The sequence below is a fragment of the Pseudomonas sp. E6002 genome (genome assembly GCF_013385565.1).
Classification (GTDB): Bacteria; Pseudomonadota; Gammaproteobacteria; order Pseudomonadales; family Pseudomonadaceae; genus Aquipseudomonas.
On the sequence record NZ_JACAPT010000036.1, the window covers coordinates 1 to 25,159 of the forward strand.

Annotated in this window: 25 protein-coding genes; 15 read left to right on the forward strand and 10 right to left on the reverse strand. The window is 62.8% G+C overall.

Features of this window, described 5'->3' with window-relative positions:
* Positions 1 to 71: 71 nt before the first annotated feature.
* A complete protein-coding gene (locus HX815_RS26225; RefSeq protein ID WP_177029123.1) occupies positions 72 to 557 on the reverse strand; it encodes a GFA family protein in 486 nt (161 codons plus the stop codon).
* Positions 558 to 591: 34 nt separating this feature from the next.
* Entirely contained in the window at positions 592 to 1,503 is a 912-nt protein-coding gene (locus HX815_RS26230; protein ID WP_177029124.1) for a LysR family transcriptional regulator, read from the reverse strand.
* 202 nt (positions 1,504 to 1,705) lie between these two features.
* Between HX815_RS26230 and HX815_RS26235 the strand changes: the two genes are divergently transcribed.
* The 8 genes from HX815_RS26235 to dctM all read left to right on the forward strand — a co-directional run bounded on the left by HX815_RS26235 (position 1,706) and on the right by dctM (position 10,424).
* Entirely contained in the window at positions 1,706 to 2,524 is an 819-nt protein-coding gene (locus HX815_RS26235) for a MaoC family dehydratase N-terminal domain-containing protein (RefSeq protein WP_134326763.1), read from the forward strand.
* 31 nt (positions 2,525 to 2,555) lie between these two features.
* Complete coding sequence (locus HX815_RS26240; RefSeq protein ID WP_177029125.1) at positions 2,556 to 3,719, forward strand: acyl-CoA dehydrogenase family protein; 1,164 nt, start codon at positions 2,556 to 2,558, stop codon at positions 3,717 to 3,719.
* Positions 3,720 to 3,729: 10 nt separating this feature from the next.
* Positions 3,730 to 5,079 (forward strand): MmgE/PrpD family protein, encoded by a 1,350-nt coding sequence (locus HX815_RS26245; protein ID WP_177029126.1) that lies wholly within the window; start codon positions 3,730 to 3,732, stop codon positions 5,077 to 5,079.
* A 9-nt stretch (positions 5,080 to 5,088) separates the two neighbouring features.
* Complete coding sequence (locus HX815_RS26250; RefSeq protein WP_177029127.1) at positions 5,089 to 6,285, forward strand: CaiB/BaiF CoA-transferase family protein; 1,197 nt, start codon at positions 5,089 to 5,091, stop codon at positions 6,283 to 6,285.
* Positions 6,286 to 6,299: 14 nt separating this feature from the next.
* Positions 6,300 to 7,115, forward strand: coding sequence for a CoA ester lyase (locus HX815_RS26255; protein WP_177029128.1), 816 nt, complete (start codon positions 6,300 to 6,302; stop codon positions 7,113 to 7,115).
* Between the two features lie 222 nt (positions 7,116 to 7,337).
* Positions 7,338 to 8,321 (forward strand): C4-dicarboxylate TRAP substrate-binding protein DctP, encoded by a 984-nt coding sequence (dctP, locus tag HX815_RS26260; protein WP_003215057.1) that lies wholly within the window; start codon positions 7,338 to 7,340, stop codon positions 8,319 to 8,321.
* A gap of 190 nt (positions 8,322 to 8,511) precedes the next feature.
* Complete coding sequence (locus tag HX815_RS26265) at positions 8,512 to 9,144, forward strand: TRAP transporter small permease (protein ID WP_177029129.1); 633 nt, start codon at positions 8,512 to 8,514, stop codon at positions 9,142 to 9,144.
* Positions 9,144 to 10,424, forward strand: a complete 1,281-nt coding sequence (gene dctM, locus HX815_RS26270; RefSeq protein WP_003215062.1) for a C4-dicarboxylate TRAP transporter large permease protein DctM — start codon at positions 9,144 to 9,146, stop codon at positions 10,422 to 10,424. The genes HX815_RS26265 and dctM overlap by 1 nt, the downstream gene beginning before the upstream one ends.
* A 74-nt stretch (positions 10,425 to 10,498) precedes the next feature.
* Here dctM and ampC read toward each other — a convergent pair whose 3' ends face one another.
* Positions 10,499 to 11,653, reverse strand: coding sequence for a class C beta-lactamase (gene ampC / locus HX815_RS26275; protein WP_177029130.1), 1,155 nt, complete (start codon positions 11,651 to 11,653; stop codon positions 10,499 to 10,501).
* Positions 11,654 to 11,786: 133 nt separating this feature from the next.
* On the opposite strand from ampC, the gene HX815_RS26280 reads away from it, so the two are divergent.
* Complete coding sequence (locus HX815_RS26280; RefSeq protein ID WP_003215066.1) at positions 11,787 to 12,662, forward strand: LysR family transcriptional regulator; 876 nt, start codon at positions 11,787 to 11,789, stop codon at positions 12,660 to 12,662.
* Between the two features lie 191 nt (positions 12,663 to 12,853).
* On the forward strand, positions 12,854 to 13,747 hold the full coding sequence (locus HX815_RS26285) for a LysR family transcriptional regulator (RefSeq protein ID WP_003215068.1): 894 nt from the start codon (positions 12,854 to 12,856) through the stop codon (positions 13,745 to 13,747).
* Here the strand turns inward: HX815_RS26285 and HX815_RS26290 are convergent, their stop codons facing one another.
* From HX815_RS26290 to HX815_RS26300, 3 genes are all read right to left on the reverse strand, one after another.
* A complete protein-coding gene (locus HX815_RS26290; RefSeq protein ID WP_177029131.1) occupies positions 13,748 to 14,323 on the reverse strand; it encodes a DUF1349 domain-containing protein in 576 nt (191 codons plus the stop codon).
* 72 nt (positions 14,324 to 14,395) lie between these two features.
* A complete protein-coding gene (locus HX815_RS26295) occupies positions 14,396 to 15,898 on the reverse strand; it encodes an APC family permease (RefSeq protein ID WP_177029132.1) in 1,503 nt (500 codons plus the stop codon).
* Positions 15,895 to 17,157 carry an aspartate aminotransferase family protein gene (locus HX815_RS26300; RefSeq protein WP_087695004.1) on the reverse strand — a complete coding sequence of 421 codons (1,263 nt, stop codon included), beginning with the start codon at positions 17,155 to 17,157 and terminating at the stop codon, positions 15,895 to 15,897. The genes HX815_RS26295 and HX815_RS26300 overlap by 4 nt, the downstream gene beginning before the upstream one ends.
* Positions 17,158 to 17,381: 224 nt before the next feature.
* Here HX815_RS26300 and HX815_RS26305 point away from each other — a divergent pair, with 224 nt between their 5' ends.
* The gene (locus HX815_RS26305; RefSeq protein ID WP_177029133.1) at positions 17,382 to 18,566 is read left to right on the forward strand and encodes a DUF2252 family protein; all 1,185 of its coding nucleotides are present in this window, start codon (positions 17,382 to 17,384) and stop codon (positions 18,564 to 18,566) included.
* Between the two features lie 140 nt (positions 18,567 to 18,706).
* On the opposite strand, the gene yghX is transcribed toward HX815_RS26305, so the two are convergent.
* Positions 18,707 to 19,594, reverse strand: a complete 888-nt coding sequence (yghX, locus tag HX815_RS26310) for a YghX family hydrolase (RefSeq protein WP_003215079.1) — start codon at positions 19,592 to 19,594, stop codon at positions 18,707 to 18,709.
* A gap of 44 nt (positions 19,595 to 19,638) precedes the next feature.
* The gene (locus HX815_RS26315; protein ID WP_102604954.1) at positions 19,639 to 20,133 is read right to left on the reverse strand and encodes a PaaI family thioesterase; all 495 of its coding nucleotides are present in this window, start codon (positions 20,131 to 20,133) and stop codon (positions 19,639 to 19,641) included.
* A 118-nt stretch (positions 20,134 to 20,251) separates the two neighbouring features.
* On the opposite strand from HX815_RS26315, the gene HX815_RS26320 reads away from it, so the two are divergent.
* Entirely contained in the window at positions 20,252 to 20,806 is a 555-nt protein-coding gene (locus HX815_RS26320) for a YceI family protein (RefSeq protein WP_173883028.1), read from the forward strand.
* 3 nt (positions 20,807 to 20,809) lie between these two features.
* Here the strand turns inward: HX815_RS26320 and HX815_RS26325 are convergent, their stop codons facing one another.
* Complete coding sequence (locus HX815_RS26325; RefSeq protein ID WP_177029134.1) at positions 20,810 to 21,700, reverse strand: DMT family transporter; 891 nt, start codon at positions 21,698 to 21,700, stop codon at positions 20,810 to 20,812.
* 91 nt (positions 21,701 to 21,791) lie between these two features.
* Between HX815_RS26325 and HX815_RS26330 the strand changes: the two genes are divergently transcribed.
* On the forward strand, positions 21,792 to 23,120 hold the full coding sequence (locus HX815_RS26330) for a PLP-dependent aminotransferase family protein (protein WP_177029194.1): 1,329 nt from the start codon (positions 21,792 to 21,794) through the stop codon (positions 23,118 to 23,120).
* A gap of 148 nt (positions 23,121 to 23,268) precedes the next feature.
* On the opposite strand, the gene HX815_RS26335 is transcribed toward HX815_RS26330, so the two are convergent.
* The gene (locus tag HX815_RS26335) at positions 23,269 to 23,700 is read right to left on the reverse strand and encodes a nuclear transport factor 2 family protein (RefSeq protein ID WP_177029135.1); all 432 of its coding nucleotides are present in this window, start codon (positions 23,698 to 23,700) and stop codon (positions 23,269 to 23,271) included.
* A 255-nt stretch (positions 23,701 to 23,955) separates the two neighbouring features.
* Between HX815_RS26335 and HX815_RS26340 the strand changes: the two genes are divergently transcribed.
* Both HX815_RS26340 and HX815_RS26345 read left to right on the forward strand, forming a co-directional pair.
* The gene (locus HX815_RS26340; RefSeq protein WP_003215091.1) at positions 23,956 to 24,426 is read left to right on the forward strand and encodes a RidA family protein; all 471 of its coding nucleotides are present in this window, start codon (positions 23,956 to 23,958) and stop codon (positions 24,424 to 24,426) included.
* Positions 24,427 to 24,432: 6 nt separating this feature from the next.
* Complete coding sequence (locus HX815_RS26345) at positions 24,433 to 25,155, forward strand: CPBP family intramembrane glutamic endopeptidase (RefSeq protein ID WP_177029136.1); 723 nt, start codon at positions 24,433 to 24,435, stop codon at positions 25,153 to 25,155.
* Positions 25,156 to 25,159 lie beyond the last annotated feature (4 nt).

Genomic DNA, 25,159 nt, shown 5'->3' on the forward strand with positions numbered 1-25,159 from the left:
GCTGTAAGAGCGGAACCAATCTCAGCCATCACCCAAATAACGGATATTCACTCACTCACTCACTTAATCAATCAACCCAGCCCCAACCGCTCATGCCACTCGGCAATCGACTCCTCTGGATACTCCTCAAACTCCAGGTCCCCCGCGCGAACACTCACCTCAACCCACGGCGCCTTCGACCCCAGCATCAGATGCGTATGCTCCGGCGGCACCGGCAACGGCGTATCAATCGCCGAAGCAAACGGATGAATCAACTCCGGCCACTGCGGACTGAACAACCACAACCCCGACCCACACTGCGAACAAAAATGCCGCTCAGCCGTACTCGCATGCGCCCGGCTATCCCCCGGCCCTTTCATCCGCGCGTGATAAATCGAAATCAACTTGCGCCCCCGCACCTTGAGGCTCCTGGCATCCCCCCCAAGGTTGATCGCATACCCGCCACCCCCCTGGGTCTTGCGACAAATCGAGCAATAACACCGCTGATAAGGGTAGGGATGCGTACTCTCAAGACTGAACGAAACCGCGCCGCAATGGCAGGAACCTTCAAGCTGCATGACCAGATCTCCTTCGCAAAAGGGCAACGTTAGCTTAGGCGCCCGGCAGCCGGGGCGGTTCCATCTCGGGCATCAAGGTCGCGATCAACGCCCGAATCGTCCCCGGCAACGCCTCCAGTTCCCGCACCAGAATACTGCGCTCGCGCACTGCCCAAACCTCATCCAGCTTCACTGTCACCAGTTGCATGGTCCGGCTGTGCCGCACGGCGGCCGACTCGGGAATGATGCCGATCCCCACGCCCGCCTCAACCATCCGGCAGATCGCCTCGAAGCTCGACATTTGAATGCGCAACGACAAGTGCTTGCCCAGCCGCTCCACATGCTCACGCAGGAAACTCAGCAACGTGCTGCCGTCATGCAAGCCGATATGTTGATAAGCCAGGGTTTGCTCCAGCGTCACCGAAGGCAGGCTCGCCAGCGGATGCCCCACCGGTACCGTCAGCACCAGGTGGTCGGTGCTGAAGTGCAGCACCTGCAAACCCGACGCTTCCACAGGCCCGGCGATGATGCCCATGTCGCTGGTGCCATCCAGCACGCCCCGCACGATATCCCGCGACAGCCGCTCCTGCAGGTCCACCGTCACGCCGGGGCGCTGGGACAGGAAGCCGGCCAGCACCTCCGGGAGAAATTCGGTCACGGCGGTGGTGTTGGCAAAAATGCGGATATGCCCGGCCGAGTCGATGCCGTATTGGGTGAACTCGCTTTTCAGGTAATCCACCTGGCGCATGATCAGCCGCGCATGGTGCAGCAGCCGTTCGCCCGCCGGGGTAATTTCCACACCACGGCTGTCGCGGTACAACAGGCGGGTGTCGAGTTGGCCCTCCAGGGCCTTGATCCGCGCACTGGCGGCGGCCGGCGAAAGGAACGCGCGCTTGGCGCCCTGGGTCAGGCTGGGGGATTCGGCGATATGGATAAACAGGCGTAAGTCAGCCAGATCAAAGTGCATGCAAGGCTCCGGGGCAGCGACGAAGAACCCATGTGGGAGCAGGCAAGCCAGCTCCCACATTGATCATCCGGGTTCTTGAGATCTTTTTATGGGCGATGGCGTTCAGCATAGCCGAACGCTGCTTTATTGAAATGCAAATTCTCAGAACGGCCAGGGCCCAGCATGATCCGGTTCAGATTCCCTGCCCGAGGACATGCACCTGATGAGCGCCACAGACTGGATCGGCCGTAGCGAAACAGCCCACGACCACTTGAGCCACAACCTGCTCAAACGCATCGCCGCCACCTTTGGCGAAGCGGCACCGGCAGATGGCGAGCCGGTTCCGCCCTTGTGGCAATGGTGCTTCTTCCAGGACCCGCTGCCCGAGTCCGCCCTGGGCGGTGACGGTCATCCGGCCCGTGGCGGCTTCCTGCCGCCGGCCGATAATCGCAACCGCATGTGGGCCGGCGGGCGTATCGAGTTCTTCCATGCATTGCGTGCCGGTGAGGCCGCCACCCGCGTTTCGACCATCACCCGGGTGGAAGAAAAAACCGGTCGCACCGGCTCGTTGTTGTTCGTCACCGTGCGCCACGACTATTCCCAGGACGGCCGCCTGGCCCTGCGCGAAGAACAGGACATCGTCTACCGCGAACCCACGCCGCCCAAGCAGGGCAGTGGTGACGCGCTCCCCGAAGGCGCCTGGCGTGAAGCGGTCGACCCGACGCCAACCCTGTTGTTCCGCTACAGCGCCGTGACCTTCAACGGCCACCGCATTCACTACGACTACCCCTATGTCACCGGCACCGAAGGTTATTCGGGGCTGGTGGTGCACGGGCCGCTGATCGCCACCTTGAGCCTGCGCGCATTTTGCCGCGCCAACCCCGCGGCCACGTTGCGCCGTTTCTCGTATCGCGGCGTGCGCCCGTTGATTGCCCCGCAAGCCTTTGAAGTGGGCGGGCACGTCACCGCGCCGGGCGTCGCGGAACTGTGGGCGGGCAACGCCGACGGCCTGGCCCAGCGCGCCGAACTGCATTTCGAATAAACCTCCAAGAACAACAGGCGGAGAGCCGTTAATGAACCCGAATGACAACGAAGAACTGAATGCCATCCGCGAAGGCGTGCGCGCACTCTGCGCCGAATTCGACGCCGCCTACTGGCGCAAGGTCGATGAAGAAAAGGGCTTCCCGGAAGCCTTCGTCAAAGCCCTGACCGACGCCGGCTGGCTGTCGGCAATGATCCCCGAAGAATACGGTGGCTCCGGCCTGGGGCTGGCGGAAGCCTCGGTGATTCTGGAAGAAGTGAACCGCTGCGGCGGCAACTCCGGCACCGTCCACGGCCAGATGTACAACATGTTCACCTTGCTGCGTCACGGCAGCGAAGCACAGAAACGCTTCTACCTGCCCAAGCTCGCCAGCGGCGAATTGCGCCTGCAGTCGATGGCCGTGACCGAGCCCACCACCGGCACTGACACCACCAAAATCAAGACCACCGCAGTCAAGCGCGGCGACAAGTACGTGATCAACGGCCAGAAAGTCTGGATCTCGCGGGTGCAGCATTCCGACCTGATGATCCTGCTGGCCCGCACCACGCCGTTGGCCGAGGTGAAGAAAAAATCCGAAGGCATGTCGATCTTCCTGGTGGACTTGCGGGAAGCCATCGGCAACGGCCTGACCGTGCAGCCCATCGCCAACATGGTCAACCACGAGACCAACGAACTGTTCTTCGACAACCTGGAGTTGCCGCTGGACAGCCTGATTGGCGAGGAGGGCAAGGGCTTTCGCTACATCCTCGACGGCTTGAATGCCGAGCGGACGCTGATTGCCGCCGAGTGCATCGGCGATGGCCGCTGGTTTATCGAGAAAGCCTGCGCCTATGCCCGCGACCGCGTGGTATTTGGTCGGCCCATCGGACAGAACCAGGGCGTGCAGTTCCCGATTGCCGAAGCCCATATCGAGATCGAAGCGGCCGACTTGATGCGCTGGCGTGCCTGTGAGGAATACGACAGCGGCGCCAATGCCGGGGCCAGCGCGAACATGGCCAAGTACCTCGCGGCCAAGGCTTCCTGGGAGGCGGCCAACGCCTGCCTGCAAACCCACGGCGGCTTCGGGTTTGCCTGCGAATACGACGTGGAGCGCAAGTTCCGCGAGACCCGCCTGTACCAGGTTGCGCCGATCTCCACCAACCTGATCCTGTCCTACGTGGCCGAGCATCTGCTCGAACTGCCACGCAGCTTCTGAGGGCCCGACCATGAGCCATACCCAAGCGCTGTGTCGGTTCCTCGCCGAGTTGAATTACGCACAATTGCCGGACGCCGTACTCGCCCGCACCGAAGACCTGTTCCTCGACTGGCTCGCCTCGGCGCTGGCCAGCAAGGGCGCGCATCCGATCCCGCTGTTCGAACGTTATGCCCGCAGGATGGGCCCGGCTGATGGCCCGGCGCAGATCATCGTCAACGGCGGCAGCAGCAGTGCCTATTTCGCCGCGCTGGTGAATGGCGCGTCGTCGCACCTGGTGGAGCAGGATGACCTGCACAACAGCTCGGTATTGCACCCGGCGACCGTGGTGTTTCCGGCGGCATTGGCGGCGGCGCAAGACCTCGGCAAGTCCGGTCGCGAACTGCTGCTGGCCTCGGTGGCCGGTTACGAAGCCGGGATTCGCATCGGCGAATTCATGGGCCGTTCCCATTACCGGATCTTCCACACCACGGCCACCGTCGGCACCCTCGCAGCGGCGGTGGCCGTGGGCAAATTGCTCGACTTCAACCAAGAGCAATTCATCAACCTGCTGGGCAGTGCCGGCACTCAGGCGGCCGGGCTGTGGGAGTTCCTGCGGGACGCCGCCGACTCCAAGCAACTGCACACTGCCAAGGCCGCTGCCGATGGTTTGCTGGCGGCGTATCTGACAGCGGACGGGCTGACCGGTGCGCGCAATATTCTGGAAGGCGATCAGGGGATGGCGGCGGGCATGTCCACCGACGCCGACCCAGGCAAATTGTCCGATCGTCTCGGCAGCCGCTGGGCGCTGCTGGAAACGTCGTTCAAGTTCCATGCTTCATGCCGCCACACCCATCCGGCCGCCGATGCGCTGCTGGATCTGATGCAGCGCGAAGGGCTGGGCCATGAGCAGATCGCCCATGTGGAAACCCGCGTTCACCAGGGCGCCATCGACGTTTTGGGCCGGGTGACGCTGCCGCAGACCGTGCACCAGGCCAAGTTTTCCATGGGCACCGTGCTGGGGTTGATTGCCGTGCATGGCAAGGCCGGGCTGACCGAGTTTCACGAGCTGGCGCTGAGCGACGGGGACGTGGCGGCGTTTCGCGACAAGGTCTCCATGACCCTCGACGCCGAAGTCGACGGTGCCTATCCGCAGCGCTGGCTGGGCCGGGTCATCGTGACCACCGCCGATGGCCGCACCTTGCACGGCGCCATCGACGAACCCAAGGGCGACCCGGGCAACACCCTGAACCGCTCGGAGCTGGCCGACAAGTTCCAGCGCCTGACCCAATTCAGCGGTGCCCGCACACTCGCGCAAACCACCGGGCTGATCGAAAAAGTCTGGGACCTGCGCAACGCCGCGTCCCTGGCTCACTGGCTTTAAGGAACTGTCATGACCGCTAATCAACGACCGCTGGACGGCATCACCGTTGTCAGCCTGGAACACGCGATTGCCGCACCGTTCTGCACTCGCCAGTTGGCCGACCTGGGCGCGCGGGTGATCAAGATCGAACGTCCCGGGGCGGGCGACTTTGCCCGGGGCTATGACGAGCGCGTGCGCGGCCTGGCCTCGCATTTCGTGTGGACCAACCGTTCCAAGGAAAGCCTGACCCTGGACCTCAAGCACGACGATGCCGGGAACATCCTGGAAACCCTGCTGGCCGATGCCGATGTGCTGGTGCAGAACCTCGCACCGGGCGCGGCCGCGCGCATGGGATTGTCATTCGAGGCGCTGCATGAGCGCTTCCCGCGGCTGATCGTCTGCGACATCTCCGGCTATGGCGAGGGTGGCCCGTATGAAAAGAAAAAGGCCTACGACCTGCTGATCCAGAGCGAAGGCGGCTTTCTCTCGGTCACCGGTGGCCCGGGTGAAGACCAGATGGCCAAGGCCGGCTGCTCCATCGCCGATATCTCCGCCGGTATGTACGCCTACAGCGGCATCCTCTCGGCGCTGCTGCTGCGGGGCAAGACCGGGCAGGGCAGTCGCATCGACGTCAGCATGCTGGAAAGCCTGGTGGAGTGGATGGGCTACCCGATGTATTACGCGTTCGACGGCGCGCCCCAGCCACCGCGCGCGGGTGCGGCGCATTCGACGATCTACCCCTACGGGCCGTTTCCCACCGGCGACGGCGGCACGGTGATGCTCGGGTTGCAGAATGAGCGGGAATGGGCGGCGTTCTGCGACAAGGTGCTGCTCACCCCGGAATTGGCCACCGACGAGCGTTTCTCGGCCAACTTCAAGCGTTCGGAAAACCGCGACGTGCTGCGCCAGATCATCGTCGACCGTTTTGCGCAGATGAGCGCCGAGGGCGTGATCCAGCGCCTGGAAGACGCGCAAATCGCCAGTGCACGAGTCAACGACATGCAAGGCGTGTGGGACCACCCGCAGCTCAAGGCCCGGGACAGTTGGCGTGAAGTCGACAGCCCGGCGGGCAAATTACCGTCGTTGCTGCCACCGGCACGCAATGCCGCGTTCACCCCGCGGATGGATGCGGTGCCGGGGCTGGGGCAGCACAGCCAGGGGATTCTCGACCAGCTGGGTTACTCCGCTGAAGCCATCGACGGCCTGCGTATCCGCGGCGTTATCTGACAAGGAATCGAACGATGCCAACCTCTCTTGTGCGCTCTGCGCTGTTTGTACCGGGCAGCCGACCGGAACGTTTTGCCAAGGCCCTGGCCAGTGGCGCCGATGCAGTGATTGTGGATTTTGAAGACGCGGTGGAAGAGCCGCTCAAGCGTCAGGCCCGGGACAACCTCGGGGTGTTTTTGCAGGCGACGCCGGCGGTGCGGGTGTGGGTGCGGATCAACGCGCCGGAGCATCCCGAGCATTTTGCCGATGTGGCGTTCTGTCAGGCCCACGCCGGGGTCGCGGGGGTGTTGCTGCCCAAGGTTGAAAGTGCGGCCCAGGTGGCCGTAGTGGCTGCAACGGGCAAGGCTATCTGGCCGATTATCGAGAGTGCGCGGGGTTTGCTGGCGGTGGCGGAAATCGCCCATGCGCCGCTGGTGGAGCGCCTGTCGTTTGGTGGCCTGGACCTGGCGCTGGACTTGAACCTGAGCAGTGGTTCCCCGGCCGCGCAATTTGCCCTGGACCAGGCTCGCCTTGCCTTGATCGTGCATTCCCGCGCCGCCGGGCTGGTGGCGCCGCTGGACGGCGTGCACCCGGCCATCGACGACCCCGAAGGTCTGCGCCGTTCGATTCGGCATGCCTATGAAATGGGCTTTGCCGGCGCGCTGTGTATCCATCCCAAGCAGGTGGCGGTGATTCACCAGGCGTTGGCCCCCAGTGCCGAGGATCTGGCCTGGGCCAAACGGGTGGTGGATGCCGGTGCCCATGGGGCCGGGGCGTATCAGCTGGACGGGCAGATGGTGGATGCACCGGTGTTGCTGCGGGCCCAACGATTATTAGCCGCGCAACCGTAGAAATGTGGGAGCGGGCTTGCTCGCGAAAGCGGTGGGTCAGCCAGTGCATCCGGTGACTGGCACACCGCTTTCGCGAGCAAGCCCGCTCCCACATTGGATCTCTGTCGTTTGCAAAATCGGCGTTCGTCCACGCCGAACGCAGGTATCTAAAATTCGAAATTCTCTATACGCGTGACATCAGGCACCTTGCCCTATAACACAACAATAAGAAGGTGATTTTCCATGCTCAAGCTTTCTCGGGCGCTGTTCTGCGCCGCCACCTTGTTTGCCGCGGGCCTGGCCCAGGCGGCCGACCCCATCGTGATCAAGTTCGCCCACGTCGTCGCGGAAAACACCCCCAAAGGCCAGGGCGCCTTGCTGTTCAAGAAGCTCGCTGAAGAACGCCTGCCCGGCCGGGTGAAAGTCGAGGTGTACCCCAACTCCTCGCTGTTCGGCGACGGCAAGGAAATGGAAGCGCTGCTGCTGGGCGACGTGCAGATGCTGGCGCCGTCCCTGGCCAAGTTTGAGCAGTACACCAAGCAAGTACAGATCTACGACCTGCCGTTCCTGTTCAACGACCTGGCGGCGGTCGACCGTTTCCAGGCGGCCCAGGGCAAGGCGTTGCTGACCTCGATGCAAGACAAGAACATCCTCGGCCTGGCCTATTGGCACAACGGCCTCAAGCAACTGTCGGCGAACAAGGCATTGCGTGAGCCCAAGGATGCCCGTGGCCTGAAGTTCCGCGTGCAGGCCTCCAGCGTCCTGGAGGAGCAGTTCAAGGCGATCCGCGCCAACCCGCGCAAGATGAGTTTTGCCGAGGTGTACCAGGGCTTGCAGACCGGCACCGTCAACGGCACCGAGAACACCTGGTCGAACTATGAAAGCCAGAAGGTCAACGAAGTGCAGAAGTACTTCACCGAATCCAACCATGGCCTGATCGACTACATGGTGATCACCAACGCCAAGTTCTGGAACGGCCTGCCGCCGGATGTACGCACCACTCTGGACCAGGTCATGGTTGAAGTCACCGTCGAGGTGAACAAGCAGGCCGAGGCGCTGAACCAGTCGGCCAAGCAGAAGATCATCGACGCCAAGACCAGCGAAATCATCGAACTGACGCCGGAGCAACGCCAGCTCTGGCGCGAAGCCATGCGCCCGGTGTGGCAGAAGTTCGAAGGTGAAATCGGCGCTGACCTGATCAAGGCGGCCGACGCGTCGAACCAGTAATTTGGAGAGCACCGAGATCAAATGTGGGAGCGGCGGTGCGACGATTCGACTTGCTCGCGAATGCGGTGTATCAGTCACCGAATGCATCAACTGAAAGACTGCATTCGCGAGCAAGCCCGCTCCCACATGTTGATCCGGTTCCCGCCTCCAAGCCTTGCACACACCTATCTCCGCTTCGCGAGGTTTTGCCATGCAAACGCTAAGGCGCGTCTGGGAGCACCTGGAGGAAGGCTTTATCGCCATCCTGCTGGCCGCCATGACCCTGGTGACTTTTGTCTACGTCATGCTCAACAACATCTACACCCTGTTCTTTGCCCTTGCCGACAAGTGGGCGTGGAGCAGCGGTTTCTTCAATGCCCTGGGTGACCACACCATGGGCTGGGCCCAGGACATGACCTGGAGCGTGGCGCTGACCAAGGCCATGTTCGGTTGGTTGATTTTCTTTGGCATCTCCTACGGCGTACGCACCGCCGGCCACTTGGGCGTGGACGCGCTGGTCAAGCTGACGCCGCGCCGGGTGCAGCGCCTGCTGGGCATGCTGGCTTGCCTGTGCTGCCTGGCCTACGCCGGGTTGTTCATGGTTGCCAGCTACAAGTGGTTGAGTGCGGTGATGACCGCCCACATCGGCGCGGAAGACCTCGACCAGTTCGGCATCGATGTCGGCGACATTATTGTGATCGTGCCCATCGGCTTTGCCCTGGTGTTCATCCGCTACCTGGAAATTTTCTACCGCATCTTCACCCACCGCCAAACCGGGCTGGGCCTGGCCGACGAAGCCGGTGAAGCCAGCAAGTTGGCCGGCAGCCATGAGGAGCGTCACTGATGGCCGTTCTGTGTCTGTTTTTGCTGCTGTTCGTGTTCATGTTCCTCGGTGTGCCCATCGCGATTTCCCTGGGGTTGTCGGGCGCGGTGTCGATCCTGATGTTCAGCCCGGACTCGGTGAGTTCCCTGGCAATCAAGCTGTTTGAAACCTCGGACGCCTATACCTTCCTGGCGATTCCGTTCTTCCTGTTGTCGGGTGCGTTCATGACCACCGGTGGCGTGGCGCAGCGGCTGATCGACTTTGCCAACGCCTGCGTCGGGCATATCCGCGGCGGGCTGGCGATTGCGGCGGTGCTGGCATGCATGCTGTTTGCCGCACTGTCGGGCTCCTCGCCCGCGACAGTGGCGGCGGTGGGTTCGATTGCCGTGGCGGGCATGGTGCGCTCGGGCTACCCGAAGGAATTCGGCGCCGGGATCATCTGCAACGCCGGTACCCTGGGCATCCTGATTCCGCCGTCGATCGTGATGGTGGTGTACTCGGCCGCCACGGAAACCTCGGTGGGCAAGCTGTTCATGGCCGGGGTGATTCCGGGCCTGCTGCTGGGCTTGATGTTGATGGTCGCGATCTACATCGTCGCGCGCATCAAGAAACTGCCGGCCCAGCCACGGGCGACCTTTCGCGAGTGGCTGACCTGCGCCCGCCGGGCATTCTGGGGCCTGTTGCTGCTGGTGATCATCCTGGGCGGGATCTACAGCGGCATGTTCACCCCGACCGAAGCGGCGGCGGTGGCGGCGGTGTACTCGGCGTTTGTCGCGCTGTTCATCTACAAGGACATGAAGATCAGGGATTGCCCCAAGGTGCTGCTGGAGTCCGGGCGCCTGGCGATCATGCTGATGTTTATCATCGCCAACGCCATGCTCTTCGCTCACGTGCTGACCACGGAGCAGATTCCCCAGGAAATCACCGCGTGGGTGATCTCCGAGGGCCTGACGCCGATTGGTTTCCTGATCATGGTCAACGTGGTGTTGCTGGTGGCGGGCAGCTTTATGGAGCCGTCGGCGATCGTGCTGATCCTGGCGCCGATCTTTTTCCCGATTGCGATGAAGCTGGGGATCGACCCGATTCACCTGGGAATTGTGATGGTGGTCAACATGGAGATTGGCCTGGTGCATCCGCCGGTGGGGTTGAACCTGTTTGTGACCTCGGCAGTGACCGGGCTGACGCTGGGGCAGACCATCCGCGCGGCGTTGCCGTGGCTGATGATCCTGCTGGTGTTCCTGATCATGGTGACTTACCTGCCGTTCATATCGCTGGCCTTGCCGCATTGGCTGGGGATGTAAACCCAACTTGAATCACGCCACAAAACAATGTGGGAGCGGGCTTGCCCGCTCCCACATTTGAGGTGTGCAGGGATTTATTTATCCATCGCACTCAAGATCGCATGGGCCACTTTTACCCGTTCGGCATTCGGGTAGTTCTTGTTCGCCAGGATCACCACCCCCAGGCCTCTGCTCGGCACGTACGCCACATAGGCGCCAAAACCACCGGTGGCGCCAGTCTTGTTCACCAGCGTGTCGGCATGGGGCGCTTGCGGTGGTGTCAGCCAGTTGACCTTGTGGGGCTGAAAGGCCATTTGCGCCGAGTTGCCTTGGGTCAATGCATCCAGCGTGATCGGGTAGGGGTACATCTCCCAGCCGAGGCCCTGGGTCATGCCATCCACCGTGTAGTAGCCGGTGTGAGTTGCGGCAATCGCCTGTTGCAGCGGCTTCTCCAGCTTCGCCGGGTGCATGTTCACTTCAACGTACTGAATCAGGTCCGAGGTGCTGGTCTTGATGCCGTAGGCCTCGGCGTCCAGGGCGCCAGGCCCGACGCGCACCGGTTTGCCGGCCTTGTCGTAACCCTGGGCGTACAGGTTCATTTGTGACTTGGGTACGCTGATAAAGGTGTGCTTGAGGCCGAGTTTCGGCAGCAGGGTCTGCGCCATCAACCGGTCAAACGGCTGGCCCAGGCTTTGCGCTGCCAGGTGGCCGAACAAGCCGATGCTCGGGTTGGAATACAGGCGTTGCGTGCCGGGAGCGAAGTCCGGTTTCCAGTGCTGGTAGTAGCTGATCATCTTGCCGGCGTTATCGGACTCATCGGGGAATTGCAGGGGCAAGCCACCTGCGGTGTAGGTGCCGAGGTTGAGCAGGCTGATGTGGTCAAACGTGGCGCCGCGCAATGCCGGCAGGTATTGGCTGGCCGGGTCCGACAGCTTCAGCTTGCCGTTGGCCAGGGCATAGCCGGCGAGGGTGGCGGTGAAGGTCTTGCTCACCGAGCCGATTTCAAACAGGGTGTTTTCGGTGACGGGCTGCTTGCTCTCCTTGCTGGCAACGCCGTAGTTAAAGTATTGCGCCTTGCCGTTCTGTACGATCGCCACCGACAGGCCGGCGATGTCCTGTTGCTGCATCAGGGGCTGGACCGTACTGTCCACGACCTGGCGCATGTCGGTAGCCGCCATGCAGTTGCCTGCGCCGAGCAATAAGGCGAATATCGCGGTGTTGCGCACGGTTGGAAAAAGGGATGTGTACATGATGACGTGACTTCCATGAAGGTGATCGGGTGAATACCGTTGCCTGCGCAGGCGCCGCAAATCTAGGCAGTTTGTGATCCCGCGGCAAACGATGATATCTCGCAACAGCCATTAGAAAAATTAGGGTCAAGCCATGCTCCGCTCCCATTTGCCACTCAACGCGCTGCGAGCCTTCGAGGCGTCTGCGCGGCATTTGAGTTTTACCCGGGCGGCGATTGAACTGTGCGTCACCCAGGCGGCGGTCAGTCACCAGGTGAAAAGCCTGGAGGCGCAGCTCAATGTCACGCTGTTCAAACGCCTGCCCCGGGGCCTGATGCTCACCAGCGAGGGCGAGACCCTGCTGCCGGTGTTGCGCGAATCCTTCGACCGGATAGCTCAAACCTTAGGCCAGTTTGAAGGTGGGCATTACCGCGAAGTATTGACGGTAGGCGCGGTGGGCACCTTTGCGGTGGGCTGGCTGTTGCCGCGGCTTGCGGATTTCCAGGCGCGCTACCCGTTTATCGACTTGCGCCTGTCCACCAACAACAACCGCGTCGACGTGGCGGCCGAAGGCCTGGATTACGCAATCCGGTTTGGTTCCGGCGCGTGGCACGGCACCGAGGCGTGCCAGTTGCTGGAGGCGCCGCTGACGGTGCTGTGCGTGCCGCAACTTGCTCGGCAATTGCAGACTCCGGCGGACCTGTTGAAGCACACGCTGCTGCGCTCATATCGTGCGGATGAGTGGACGCAATGGTTCCAGGCCGCGGGCTTGCCTGCCGATACGCTGGTGCCGCGCAGTATCGTTTTCGACTCGTCCCTGGCGATGATGGAGGCGGCGCTGCAAGGGGCGGGGGTGGCCCTCGCGCCGGCGATGATGTTCAGCCGGCAGTTGGCGACGGACGTGATTCGCCAGCCGTTCGAGATCGGCATCACCACCGGCAGTTATTGGCTGACGCGCTTGCAGTCACGGGCCGAGACGCCGGCGATGCTGGCGTTCAAGACGTGGTTGCGTGAAGTGGCCATGCATTGAGGTTGGGTCGACGCTGTGGCGAGGGAGCTTGCTCCCGCTGGGCCGCGAAGCGGCCCCTAAGAAGCGGCGGTGTTAGTTCAGCAAGAACGCGGCGGATGGTTTCAGGGGCGCTGTGCAACCCAGCGGGAGCAAGCTCCCTCGCCACAGGTTATTCTCCCACTCGGTCTGCCCATTGATCATAAGAGGCTGCAATGCAAACTTCCGGCGTAGACATCCGTCAACTCAAGGCCTTCGTGGTGGTGGCCGAGGAGCTCAGCTTCGTGCGCGCCGCGACCCGTCTGCATGTCTCGCAACCGGCGCTGTCCCAGACCATCCGCCAGTTTGAGGCGCTGCTGGACGTACAACTGTTCCAACGCAACACCCGTAACGTAGCACTGACCGAAGCCGGCCTGGCCTTGCTGGTAGAGGCGCGGGAAATCGTCAATGGCGTAAGCCGCCTGGTACGCACCGCCCACGAACATGCACGCGGCGTACGCGGCTCATTGAATATCGGCTTCCTGATCGGCGCGGGTGTGGACTTGATGCCGCAAATCCTCAGCGTGTTCGCCAAGCGCTACCCGGAGATCGAACTGGTGGTGCGCGAGTATGACTTCGGCTCGCCCCATGCCGGGATCGACGAGGGCATGGACGTGTCGGTGCTGCGCCCGCCACTGGGCCTGCCGGACATCGAGTTGCACACCCTGGTGACCGAACCCTGCGTGGCGTGCCTGGCGTCCAGCCACCGGTTGGCCGGGGAGAGCAGCGTGAGCATCTACGACGTGCTGGATGAACCGATCATTGCTGCACCGGGAGTGGGCGTGTGGCGCAGTTTCTGGACCGCCGACGCGTACCGCGATGGCCAGCCGGCGCGGATCGTCCATGAAGCTTCGACGGTGGAGACCGAGTTGCAGGCGGTGGCGTCGGAGCGCGGGATCAGTATCACCGCGCTGTCCACCGCACGTTTTTATGCACGGCCCGGCCTGGCCTTCCCGGTGATCAGCGATATGCCGATGTGTGAAGTGGCGGTCGCCTTGCCGCCACAACCGAGTGTGGCGGCGCGCAACTTTGCCGAGTTGGCGATGGAAGTGGCGAGCAGCCGGGGTTAGTCAGGACAGGTCGTGCAGGGATTTGCCGTTGGGCGCACTTACCTGAAGCTCGGAAAACTCCACCTCCAGCCCGCCACGTTCCGGCGTGCAGCAATAAGGTCCCACCCGATACGACGCAGCCACGGGAAACGGCGCCAGGCGCACCAATGGCCAGCTCACACCATCCACCGACACCTGCACGCGCAGCACGCCCTTGGCCACGGTGGCGCGAATCCAGAACGCCTCGGGATCACCCGGGAACACACCGGTGGCCCAGTCCGACACACCATCGGTCAATACGCTGCTCAACAGCGTCACACCGTCGGACAGCTCTGCACCGATCTTCACCCAATGCGCTTCATCCACCCGCACCATCAACCCGGCCTGGTCATACAGGTGGGTAAACGCACTGTGGATCTTGACCTGGGCGGTGAAGTCACCGTCGGTTTCGACGAACAGGAAATGCCCGTTGTCGCGCACAAAACCATAGTGGGTTTCGCGCCAGAAATCGGTGCTGGCATCGGTGCGCACCTTGAGGCGCTGGCCTTCTCGGCTCCATTGCTGGGGTTGATTGAGCCAGCTGGCCTGTTCAAACATCGGGAAGCTCCTTGAAGGTGACAAGACAAAACCCCGGCGTCCGGGGTTTTGTTGTTTGGCTGCAATCAGCGGCTAGTGGTCGAGCAATTTGCCGCTCGGCCCGGCGGTGCCATTGTTAAGGCGCGTGCGCAGCGAAAACAACCACCACAGCACGCCGACCCCGAGTGTAACCCCGGTGGTGATGGCGCCGGTGTGGCTTTCTTCGGGCACGCTCAGGGTCAGGATCACCGCGATGGCCCACAGGCCGCCGAGGACGATCATCGGCAACAACCACTTGCCCAGGCTGAACACACCCGCAGGCGCCCCCGGCATCCGGCCATTTTTATAGGCCAGGTACGCGGCAATCAGCGTCAGCAGGTAGGTGCAGTAGTAGGTCAGGCCGACCATCGAGTAGATCGCCGTGACAAACCCGCCGCTCGCCAGGTTCAGCAGCACGGCGATGGCGGTGATCAGCACGATGGCGGCGACCGGCGTACCGAAGTGCGGGTTGATCTTCGCCAGCACCTTGGAGCCCGGCAGCATGTTGTCCCGGGACAGGGCGAAGGTCATGCGCGTGGCCACCGCCATGTTGGCGATCAGGCAGGCGAGGATCGAGGCGAAGGCGATCACGATCATGCCCACGCCGGCGGCGTTGCCCAGTTGCAGGCGCACGATATTGATCACCGGGTTTTCGCTGTGGCTGAGCAGCTCGCTGACCGACCCCGGGATCGCAATGCTCAGCAAGGCGAACACCACGAAGCCCAATACACTGGACACCAGCACCGCACGAATCATCGCCCGGGGCGCGGCGCGGCGTGGGTCCTTGGTTTCTTCGGACAGGTCGGCGGCGCCCTCCCAGCCCAGCAGCACCGAGACCGGCAGCAAGGTGGCGAGGGCGAGGGTGGTGAAGCTGAGGGTGCCGCCGCTGACCGGTTTTGCCGAGGTCAGGATCGCCACGCCCTGGGTGTGCTCGAAGAAGAAAAACACCCCGAAGAACAACGCAATCGCCAGCAGCACCGTGCCGATGATTTCGATGATTGCGCCGATGTCGTTGATCCGCGTGGCCAGGCGAATCCCGCAGATGTTCAGCAGGCCTACCACCAGCGTGGCACCGATGCTCAGGCCTTGGATCTGGCCCTGTGTCGGGCTGGCCCAGATCTCCGGCGCGAACACCGTGCCGATGGCCGCCGAGGTGGCGGCTGTACCGGCGACAAACGAGGTGAACGCGACCCAGCCGGTAAACCAGCCGAAGTGATTGCCCGCCAACCGGCTGGACCATTGGTAGGCGTAGCCGGTAAGCGGAATGCGCCCGGCCAGGTGGCAGTAGACCATGACGATGCAGCACACCAGCGGGATCACCAGCAGCCACAAAAGGATGCCGATACCGCCGACGCGGTTGAACGGGTCGGCGAACAGCGTGACCACCCCGGTGTTGATCGAGACCATGGAAAAGGCCAGGGCAAACGAGGTGAACGAACTCATGGTGCGGTGCATCTTTTGCTCGTAGCCGAGGCTGGCCAGGTCGGCGTCGTCGCTGGACAGCGGGGCCTGGGCATTCGGCGGGGCGGTCACGGTGTTTTCAACGAATGTGCTCATGGCCGTTGCTCCTCGATGATGCCGATCACCTCGTCCAGCACGTCGAGGGCCTTGGCCAGCAACGGGCGTTCGATATCCAGCGGAGGCTTGACCTTGATCAGGTTACCCAGCCCGGCGTAGCGGCTTTCGCCAAACAATACGCCGCGCTCCACCCCAAGGCGATACACCTCCTGGGATTCCCGGCAGGCCGGTTCCTTGGTGGTGCGGTCCTTGACCAGCTCGATGGACGCCATCAGCCCGGGGCAGCGCACGTCGCCGATCAGCGGGTGGCGGGTTTGCATGTCCTTGAGGCGGGCGGTGATGTAGTCGCCGGAGTCGCGGGCCTTTTCGCAGAGGTTGTCGGCGACGATCGCTTCCACCGTGGCGTAGCCGGCGGCCAGCGAGACCGGGAAGTGGCCGAAGGTCAGGGCTTCTTCACCTTCGTCGAACCACTTGAGCTTGTCATCGGCGAGGATCCCGGCCAGCGGGAAGCCGCCGCCGACGCCTTTGCCGAACACGATGATGTCGGGCAGCACGTCGTAATAGTCCGCAGCGAACATCGTGCCCATGCGCCCGAAACCGGTCTGCACTTCATCAAAAATCAGCAGCACGCCTAAGCGGTCGCAGATCTCGCGCACGCCTTTGTAGTAGGAGCGGGGGAACTCGATATGCCCGCCATTGCCCTGGATCGGTTCCATCATCACTGCTGCCACGCCACCGTCGACGCCCTTGAGGATGGTTTCTTCCAGCAGGCCAAGGCACAGCTGCGACTCGGTTTCCGGGTCCATGCCCAGGCGCGTGCGGTACGGGTTGGGGTGGGGGACGCGGGTGAAACGTGGCTGGATCGCCAGGAACGGATTGTTCGGATGCGGCCAACTGGCGCCGAGGGTGGCCAGGGAGCGGCCGTGGTAGCCGTCCTGCAGCACCAGCAGGTTCTGTGCGCCGGGGCGGTTCTTGAAAGCCAGTTTCATCGCCATTTCACCGGCGAGGCTGCCATGCAGGGCAAAGCCCATCTGGTTGAGGGCGCCCGGGGAGACTTCCCGCAGCTTCTTCACCAGCCGGGTGTGGGCCGGTGAGCCAAAGTTGGGGCGGATGTGAGTCATTTCGCGCAATTGCGCGACGGCGGCTTCCACCACCCGGGGGTCATTGGCCCCCAAATTGTTCGACCAGGCCTGGGCGGTACAGTCGATGTATTCCTTGCCCTGGTCGTCCCATACCAGCGAGCCTCGGGCCTTGACCAGGTTGATCTTGGCGGGTGCGGTGTTCATCACTTCATTCATCTGCGTTATCTCTTTTGTTAGGGCGGCAGTGTTTGGGGATGTGTGCAGTTAGGGTTGTGACTCGCTGCATCGAGTTGACCCGATGCTAGTCCCGGGGACGGGAGGAATAGAAAGACCGATTGCAGTGGGATTGATTGGCGTGGCTTATTAATAGAATCCTCTGAAACAAAATGAAACATTTGTCGCGGGCCAGCCTCTACCGTATCTCCACGACGAGTACTTCTATGAAAATTCCGCGTCCCTCTTCGCGAATGCCCCACCTCACGCAACTGCGCAACCTGAAGATGGCGCGCTCCGCCCACGCCTATGTGCGGGGCAGTACGGTTCAGTTTTACGAGTGGCTGCACAGCCAGCGCGGCCGGCGCTTGCCCCACGGGCCGGCGATCTGGATCTGCGGCGACTGCCACGCCGGTAACCTTGGGCCCACGGGCGATACCAAGGGCCGGATCGACATGCATATCCGTGACCTTGACCAGGCGGTGATCGGCAATCCGGCCCATGACCTGGTGCGCCTGGCCTTGTCCCTGGCCACCGCTGCGCGGGGTTCGGACCTGCCGGGGGTGACCACCGCACGCATGCTTGAAGAGATGATGGTGGGCTACGCGCAGGCGTTTAAGGACAAGCCCGACGAGGCACCGCCGCGCCCGTCCCAGGTCAAGGCCGGGATGCGCAGTGCGGTGGAGCGCACCTGGAAGAATCTGGCTCGCGAACGTATTGAAAACACCCGGCCGACGATTCCGCTGGGCAAGCATTTCTGGTCGTTGTCGCGGGCGGAAAAGTCCGCCCTTGAAACGTTGTGCGCGTCGGATGAAATCCACCGGCTGGTGACTTCGCTCAAAGGCCGCTCCAACGACGCCGAGGTTGAGCTGCTGGACTCGGCCTATTGGGTCAAGGGTTGCAGCTCCCTTGGGTTGCTGCGTTATGCGGTGTTGCTGGGAGTAGGGGACAAGTCTGATCAGGAATACTGCCTGCTCGACATCAAGGAAGCGGTAGGCGCTGCGGCGCCGCGTGCGGCCCGGGCAAAAATGCCTCGGGATAACGGCCGGCGGGTGGTGGAGGGCGCGCGGCACCTGTCACCGGCGTTGGGGGAGCGAATGTTGGCCACGCGGTTTCTGGATCACGGGTTTTTCGTCCGCGAACTGCTGCCCCAGGACATGAAGCTGGAACTGGATGAGCTGAGCGAGATTGATGCGATGCACGCGGCCGGGTACCTGGCGCGGGTGGTCGGCGTGGCCCATGCGCGGCAGATGGACCGGGATACGCGCAAGGACTGGATGGCGCTGTTGCAAGAGAATCGCTCCAGGCAACTGGATGCGCCTTCGTGGCTGTGGACCAGTGTGGTGCAGTTGGTGGGGAGCCATGAGGAAGGGTATTTGAATCATTGCCGGCGGTATGCGCTGGAGCACTGACCTCAAGAAAGCTGAAAGTCCCCTGTGGGAGCGGGCTTGCTCGCGAAAGCGGTGGATCAGTCAAACATCTGCTGACTGACACACCGCGTTCGCGAGCAAGCCCGCTCCCACATGAGTTGGGTGGTGTTTTGGAGGGCGGGTTACACCAGGTATTTCTTGAACCAGCCCAACGTCCGCTCCCACGCCAGATTCGCCGCCGCCTCGTCATACCTCGGCGTCGAATCGTTGTGGAAGCCGTGATTGGCGCCCTTGTAGATAAACGCCTCATAGGTCGTGCCGGCCGCCTTCAACGCTTTCTCATACGCCGGCCAGCCCTCATTGATCCGCGTATCCAGCTCACCGTAATGCAACATGATCGGTGCCTTGATCCGTGGCACATCCTTGGCTTCCGGCTGGCGCCCATAAAACGACACCGCCGCGCCCAGCTCCGGATAAGCCACCGCCGCCGCATTCGTCACGCCGCCGCCATAACAGAACCCGGTAATGCCCACCTTGCCGGTGCTTGCATCGTGGTGCATCAACCATTCGATGGCGGCGAAAAAGTCGTTCATCAGCTTCTCGGGATCGACTTTCTGTTGCAACTCCACACCTTTCTCATCATTGCCGGGATAGCCGCCCACCGAGGTCAGGCCATCCGGCGCCAGGGCAATGAATCCGGCCTTGGCCAACCGACGGGCGACGTCTTCGATATACGGGTTCAACCCCCGGTTCTCATGCACCACCACCACCGCCGGCACCTTGCCGCTGGCCTTGGCCGGGCGCACCAGGTAGCCGCGCACCGTGCCGTTGCCCTTGGGTGACGGGTAGGTGATGTAGTCGGCGACGATCTCCGGGTCGGTGAATTTCACCTGCTCGGCCAGGGCGTAGTTGGGGCTCAGGGCGGCGAGCAGGGCCGAGGCCGTCAGCCCGCCGAAGGTGAACAGTGCTGCGCGGTCGAGAAATTCCCGGCGGTTGATCTTGCCGTGGGCGTAGCCATCGTAAAGCTCCAGCAGTTCAGGGGCGAAGTCTTTGGCGGTCAGACGAGTCATCGGTAGCGTCCTCGATTAGCGGTGGGACTGAATGTAGACCAGTATCAGGCTTCCCGGCCATGGGCCGCGGCGGCCAGTTGCCCGGTGTCGACCCTCACGAAGACCGAATCGCCAATCGCCGTCAGCACGCCATCGGCGTACACCTCGCACACCACGCGGCTTTTGCGCCCCACGTCACCTTCGACTCTTGCGCGCAAGGTCAGCGGCACGCCCATCGGTGTCGGCTTGATGAATTTGATTCCCAGGTTGCCGGTGACGCAGTCGATACGCGGCAGGCTGCCGGGTTCGCGTTGCTCGGCCCGGTAGTGGTAGGCCATGGCGGTCCAGTTCGAGTGGCAGTCCACCAGCATCGCGATCAGACCGCCATAGACCAGGTCTGGCCAGCCGCTGTATCGGGCGTCGGGCTGGTGCTCGGCGATCACGTGGATGCCGTCGGCGTCCCAGCGGCTCTTGATGTGCAGCCCGTGGGGGTTGCTGCTGCCGCAGCCATAACAGACGCCTTCGGGGGCGGTGGTGTCTTGCAGGGAAAGCGCGGGCATCGTGGCTCCTTGTTGTTTGGGTTCCGTCGAGGCACGAGCCTAATGCCAGGCGCGTGAATAAATCCAGCGCCTACGCTGTTAGCAGTGCACAGCGTGTTCATTCCCGGTTGAGAATCCCATGAAATCTCGATTGCCAGCGGTCGTCCTTGCCCTCGCCACCTTGTCTAACGCGTACGCCGTGGAATACACCGACGTGAATCCGACGGCCAGCACCATCAGCTTCACCTATGACCAGATGGGCCAAGAGGTGTACGGCACGTTTGGCACCTATTCGGCGACCCTGAATTTCGACACGCAAAACCCGGCCGCCGCCAGCACCGTACTGACCATCCAGCTGCCGAGCATCAATGCCGGCAGCGACGACGCCAACACCGAACTGCCCAAGCCCGGCTGGTTCGACATGACGACCTACCCGGTGGGCACCTTCACCTCGACCCACATCACTGACCTGGGCGACAACCGTTACCTGTTCAGCGGCAACCTGACCCTCAAGGGCCAGACCCGGCCGGTGGAGGTCAAGGTGGCCCTCAAGGAGCAGAGCGGCATTGGCATATTCGACGGCGAATTCGTGCTCAAGCGCGATGACTTCAGGATCGGCGCGGGGGAGTGGGCGGACAGCGTGGTGTCCAATGCGATTGTCATCAAGTTCAAGATGGTTGCGCCTGAACGCTGATGGTCAGCGGGCGAACTTCTTGGCCCCCGCCACGCACGCAATCACCGCGACGGTCACCCCCAGCATGCCCAGGCTCACCTGCTCATGCAGCAGCGTGGCCGCCAGTGCCAGGCCGAAAAACGGTTGCAGCAACTGCAATTGCCCGACGGCGGCAATGCCGCCCTGGGCCAGCCCGCGGTACCAGAACACAAACCCGATCAGCATGCTGAACAGCGACACATAGGCCAGGCTCAGCCAGGCCGGCAGGCTGATGCTCACGAAAGTGCCCGGGGCGAGGATCGCCGTCAGCGGGGCCACAATCGGCAGCGCGATCACCAGCGCCCAGCAGATCACCTGCCAGCCACCCAGGGTGCGCGAGAGTTTGGCTCCTTCGGCATAACCGAGGCCGCACACCAGGATTGCCAACAGCATCAGCAAATCCCCGGCGGGCGCAGCGCTCAGGCCCTGGGCAACCGCGTAGCCCACCACCAGCAGGCTGCCCAGGATCGAAAACAGCCAGAACACCAACTTGGGCCGCTCGCCGCCGCGCCATACGCCGAAGACCGCAGTGGCTAAAGGCAGCAGGCCGACAAATACGATGGAATGGGCACTGGTGACGTACTGCAAGGCCAGTGCGGTGAGCAAAGGAAAGCCGATCACCACGCCCAGCGCGACGATTGCCAGGGGCAGCAACTGACTGCGGGCCGGGGTTTTTTCCTTGAACAGCCACAGCAGGCACAGGCCGAGCAGGGCGGCGATGGTGGCGCGGGCGACGGTAAGGAATACCGGATCGAACTCCAGCACCGCCAGGCGCGTGGCCGGCAGCGAGCCGCTGAAGATCACCACGCCGATCAAACCGTTGATCCAGCCGCTGGCGTTGTTTTCCCGGGTGTTGAGGTGGGTGGTTCGTTCCATGGGTGTAGGGCTCGATAGGGATAAGTTGCGTCCTGCGCATCCTATGATTCACTATCAAGACAATCAAAGAATTGTCATGGATACATCGCCTATGCCCCGCGCCCGCTACAAGACATTGGTGGACACCTTCGCCAGGGATATCCGTTCGGGCGCGCTGGCGGCGGGCACCCGGTTGCCGACGCACCGCCAGTTGGCCGCCAGCCATGGCCTGGCGCTGGTCACGGCCAGCCGGGTGTACACCGAGCTTGAGGCCATGGGCCTGGTCAGTGGTGAAACCGGGCGCGGAACCTTTGTGCGGGAAATCGCGTTGTCGCCGGGGCAGGGCGTCGGCCAGATCGCGGTGGCGGCGGGCATGATCGATCTCAACTTCAACTACCCGTCGCTGCCGGGCCAGACCGACCTGCTGCGCACCGCATTGCGCCAGTTGGCGTTGTCCGGCGACCTGGCGGCGCTGCTGCGCTATCAGCCTCACGCCGGCCGGCTGCATGAGCGGGCAGCGGTGGCGCGTCATCTGCTGAGTCGTGGGTTGACGGTGCAGGCCGAGCAGGTGCTGATCGTCAGCGGTGCCCAGCATGGGCTGGCGGTGACCATGATGTCGCTGCTCAAGCCCGGCGATGTGGTGGCGGTGGATGCGCTGACCTATTCCGGGTTCAAGGTGTTGGCCGAGACGCTGCACCTGGAAATCGTTGCGATCCCGGTGACCGCGACGGGCCCCGACTTGGCCTTTCTTGAACAACTCTGCGCCCGGCGCCCGGTACGCGCCGTGTACAGCATGCCGACCCTGCATAACCCGTTGGGCTGGGTGATGAGCATGGCGCAGCGCGAGCACCTGGTGGCGATTGCCCGTCGGCATGACCTGATCCTGATCGAGGATGCTGCCTACGCGTTTTTAGCCGAGGACCCGCCGCCGCCGGTGGCCGAGCTGGCACCGGAACGCACGGTGTATGTGTCGGGGCTTTCCAAGAGCGTCGCCACCGGCCTGCGGGTGGGTTACGTGGCTGCGCCGCTGCCGTGGATGGCGGCGCTGGAACGTACGGTCATGGCCACCACCTGGAACACCCCGGGGGTGATGACCGCCGTCGCCGTCGCGTGGATCGATGACGGCACGGTGCTGCAACTGGAAGCGCAAAAGCGTGAAGACGCCCAGGCGCGCCAGGCGGTGGCCGATGAGGTGTTGGCGGGGCTCACTGTGATCCGCCATCCGTCTTCGTATTTCTTGTGGTTGCCGTTGCCGGAGGATGCCCGCGCCGACCAGATCACCATGGCGCTGGCCCGGGAGAATATCTCGGTGTCCACCGCCGAGCCGTTTGCCGTTTCGGCCCACGTGCCCCATGCCTTGCGTGTGGCGCTGGGGTCGGTGGACCGGGAGGTGTTGCGCGAGGCTTTGGTGAAAGTGCGCTGGGCGGTGGAGGCGTGCTAGATCGCGCTTGAGATCCGGATCGTTCCCACGCTCTGCGTGGGAACGCCGCCTTGGACGCTCCGCGTCCCGCTGTAGATTTGCGCGATAGTGACGCAGAGCGTCACCGGATGCATTCCCACGCAGAGCGTGGGAACGATCCAGGCGGGACTCAGAACTTGTAGGCCTGGCGCCCGATCAGCAGCCACTTGCCTTTCTGCTTCTGCCAGACCTGGAAGTTTTCAATTTCGGTGGGCACCTCGACGCCACTGTTCACCGCCTGCGCGGAAAAGTGGTTGCGCACCAGGGCGGTGTCGCCATTGAGGGTGATGGTCTGTTTCTGCATTTCCAGGGTCTTGAAACCACTTCTGCCGGTTTCAATGTCGGCGATAAATTCCCGCTTGTTCTGGACCTTGCCGCTGGAATGGCCGTAGGTGAGGTTGTTCGCGGTGAGGGCCTGCAGTTGCGGGATGTCCTTGTGCAGCATGGCCTGGGTCAGATGATCGACCGCAGCGGCTACATCCTTGTCACTTGCGGCAGGCGCGGCGGCCGCGTAACCGCTGAACAGGCACAGAAAACCAATCAGAACCTTGACGTTTTGCATGGGTGTTTCCTTGTTGTTGTGGGTACCGGGACGACTCGGGCTGTGTTTTTAAGTCGTCGTACAACCATGCCGTATTTACCGGGATCAAGGAAAGTGAAATTTGTTCTTGGCTAGAAGATAAGCGCTGTTTGCCAGTATTGGTTGTCGTATCACTTGCGAAATAGCGGTCGGCACTTCCCGTGGAAATGGCACATGGCTATGCTGTGGCCGGCGACTTCATGGCGTGGATTCGCAACGACTGAGGAAAACAAAAAAATGACACCGGATCAAAAATACGCGGCGGCTATGGTGCGCCTGGGTTACCAACTCAACGAGTTCAAGATCGGCGGCAACTACACGCCGCTGCTGAGGGACGGCAATCACGTCTACATCAGTGGCCAGATTCCGCGGGTGGGTGACGCCATCGTGTTGCCCGGCAAGGTCGGCGAAAGCCTCAGCCTGGCCGACGCACAGATTGCCGCGGGCGTCAGCGCACTGCGTTGCCTGGGCTTGCTCAAGCAGGCACTGGGTTCGCTGGACCAGGTCAAGGCGATCCTCAAGATCAATGTGTACGTGCGCAGCGCGGATGACTTCGACCAGCAAAGCGAAGTGGCCAACGGTGCGTCGGACCTGTTGAACGAGATCCTGGGGGCCGCAGGATCCCATACGCGCACCTCGGTGGGCGTGCTGCAATTGCCCAAGGGCGCGGCCGTGGAAATCGACATGATCGCCGTGGCACGGGACTGAAACCGGGTGATCGCCGAGGCGTTTGCGGTACTGGTCCACTATGGAATCTACCTGCTCCCGGGACTGATCCTGTTTGGCCTGTGGTTCGGTCTCACGCCGAAAACATTGCCGGGCTTGCGCATCGTTATCCTGCTGCTGGCCTTCGTGCTGATGCGCGATGCGATGACGCCGCTGGGCATGTGGTCGCTGAGCCGCGAGGTGCAGATCGAGTTCACGGCCAACCCGTGGGTGCTGGCCGCGCTGGGCGGGTTATCCCTTGGGCTGATTGCCCTGCTCGCGCGCCTGGCACCGGAGTTGTGGCAACTGACGGTGCTGTTCAAGGGCAATCGTTGGGCGGGCCTGGCGGTGGGACTCGGGGCCGGGTGTCTGATCGGCCTGCCATTGCGGCTGTATCAAGGCATTGAGCCGGTTTACTGGGCCTGGCTGATGGGCATGCTAGCGCTTGCCTACTGCGCCAATGCGCTGGAAGAGGTATTGTTTCGCGGCTTCTTGCAGGGTTATCTCGAACAGCACGTTACGCCGCTGCGTGCGGCGTTGCTCAGCGGGTTGGCGTTCGCCGCGTGCCATTCATTTCTGGCGTTGAGCGTGACGCAACTGGGCTGGCCAGTGTTGGCCTTTACCCTGATTGAAGGCGTGGCCTGCGGGCTGGTGCGGATGCGCTACGGTGTGGTGGCGGCGACGGCCACCCATGGCACGGCGATCTTGCTGATTGCCGTGCCGATGGTGTGAACCG

What these genes read in the sequence shown, in the direction of transcription:
- HX815_RS26225 (WP_177029123.1), bottom strand. Translation starts at nt 557, where the DNA reads ATGCAGCTTGAAGGTTCCTGCCATTGCGGCGCGGTTTCGTTCAGTCTT.
- HX815_RS26230 (WP_177029124.1), bottom strand. Translation starts at nt 1,503, where the DNA reads ATGCACTTTGATCTGGCTGACTTACGCCTGTTTATCCATATCGCCGAA.
- HX815_RS26235 (WP_134326763.1), top strand. Translation starts at nt 1,706, where the DNA reads ATGAGCGCCACAGACTGGATCGGCCGTAGCGAAACAGCCCACGACCAC.
- HX815_RS26240 (WP_177029125.1), top strand. Translation starts at nt 2,556, where the DNA reads ATGAACCCGAATGACAACGAAGAACTGAATGCCATCCGCGAAGGCGTG.
- HX815_RS26245 (WP_177029126.1), top strand. Translation starts at nt 3,730, where the DNA reads ATGAGCCATACCCAAGCGCTGTGTCGGTTCCTCGCCGAGTTGAATTAC.
- HX815_RS26250 (WP_177029127.1), top strand. Translation starts at nt 5,089, where the DNA reads ATGACCGCTAATCAACGACCGCTGGACGGCATCACCGTTGTCAGCCTG.
- HX815_RS26255 (WP_177029128.1), top strand. Translation starts at nt 6,300, where the DNA reads ATGCCAACCTCTCTTGTGCGCTCTGCGCTGTTTGTACCGGGCAGCCGA.
- dctP (WP_003215057.1), top strand. Translation starts at nt 7,338, where the DNA reads ATGCTCAAGCTTTCTCGGGCGCTGTTCTGCGCCGCCACCTTGTTTGCC.
- HX815_RS26265 (WP_177029129.1), top strand. Translation starts at nt 8,512, where the DNA reads ATGCAAACGCTAAGGCGCGTCTGGGAGCACCTGGAGGAAGGCTTTATC.
- dctM (WP_003215062.1), top strand. Translation starts at nt 9,144, where the DNA reads ATGGCCGTTCTGTGTCTGTTTTTGCTGCTGTTCGTGTTCATGTTCCTC.
- ampC (WP_177029130.1), bottom strand. Translation starts at nt 11,653, where the DNA reads ATGTACACATCCCTTTTTCCAACCGTGCGCAACACCGCGATATTCGCC.
- HX815_RS26280 (WP_003215066.1), top strand. Translation starts at nt 11,787, where the DNA reads ATGCTCCGCTCCCATTTGCCACTCAACGCGCTGCGAGCCTTCGAGGCG.
- HX815_RS26285 (WP_003215068.1), top strand. Translation starts at nt 12,854, where the DNA reads ATGCAAACTTCCGGCGTAGACATCCGTCAACTCAAGGCCTTCGTGGTG.
- HX815_RS26290 (WP_177029131.1), bottom strand. Translation starts at nt 14,323, where the DNA reads ATGTTTGAACAGGCCAGCTGGCTCAATCAACCCCAGCAATGGAGCCGA.
- HX815_RS26295 (WP_177029132.1), bottom strand. Translation starts at nt 15,898, where the DNA reads ATGAGCACATTCGTTGAAAACACCGTGACCGCCCCGCCGAATGCCCAG.
- HX815_RS26300 (WP_087695004.1), bottom strand. Translation starts at nt 17,157, where the DNA reads ATGAATGAAGTGATGAACACCGCACCCGCCAAGATCAACCTGGTCAAG.
- HX815_RS26305 (WP_177029133.1), top strand. Translation starts at nt 17,382, where the DNA reads ATGAAAATTCCGCGTCCCTCTTCGCGAATGCCCCACCTCACGCAACTG.
- yghX (WP_003215079.1), bottom strand. Translation starts at nt 19,594, where the DNA reads ATGACTCGTCTGACCGCCAAAGACTTCGCCCCTGAACTGCTGGAGCTT.
- HX815_RS26315 (WP_102604954.1), bottom strand. Translation starts at nt 20,133, where the DNA reads ATGCCCGCGCTTTCCCTGCAAGACACCACCGCCCCCGAAGGCGTCTGT.
- HX815_RS26320 (WP_173883028.1), top strand. Translation starts at nt 20,252, where the DNA reads ATGAAATCTCGATTGCCAGCGGTCGTCCTTGCCCTCGCCACCTTGTCT.
- HX815_RS26325 (WP_177029134.1), bottom strand. Translation starts at nt 21,700, where the DNA reads ATGGAACGAACCACCCACCTCAACACCCGGGAAAACAACGCCAGCGGC.
- HX815_RS26330 (WP_177029194.1), top strand. Translation starts at nt 21,792, where the DNA reads ATGCCCCGCGCCCGCTACAAGACATTGGTGGACACCTTCGCCAGGGAT.
- HX815_RS26335 (WP_177029135.1), bottom strand. Translation starts at nt 23,700, where the DNA reads ATGCAAAACGTCAAGGTTCTGATTGGTTTTCTGTGCCTGTTCAGCGGT.
- HX815_RS26340 (WP_003215091.1), top strand. Translation starts at nt 23,956, where the DNA reads ATGACACCGGATCAAAAATACGCGGCGGCTATGGTGCGCCTGGGTTAC.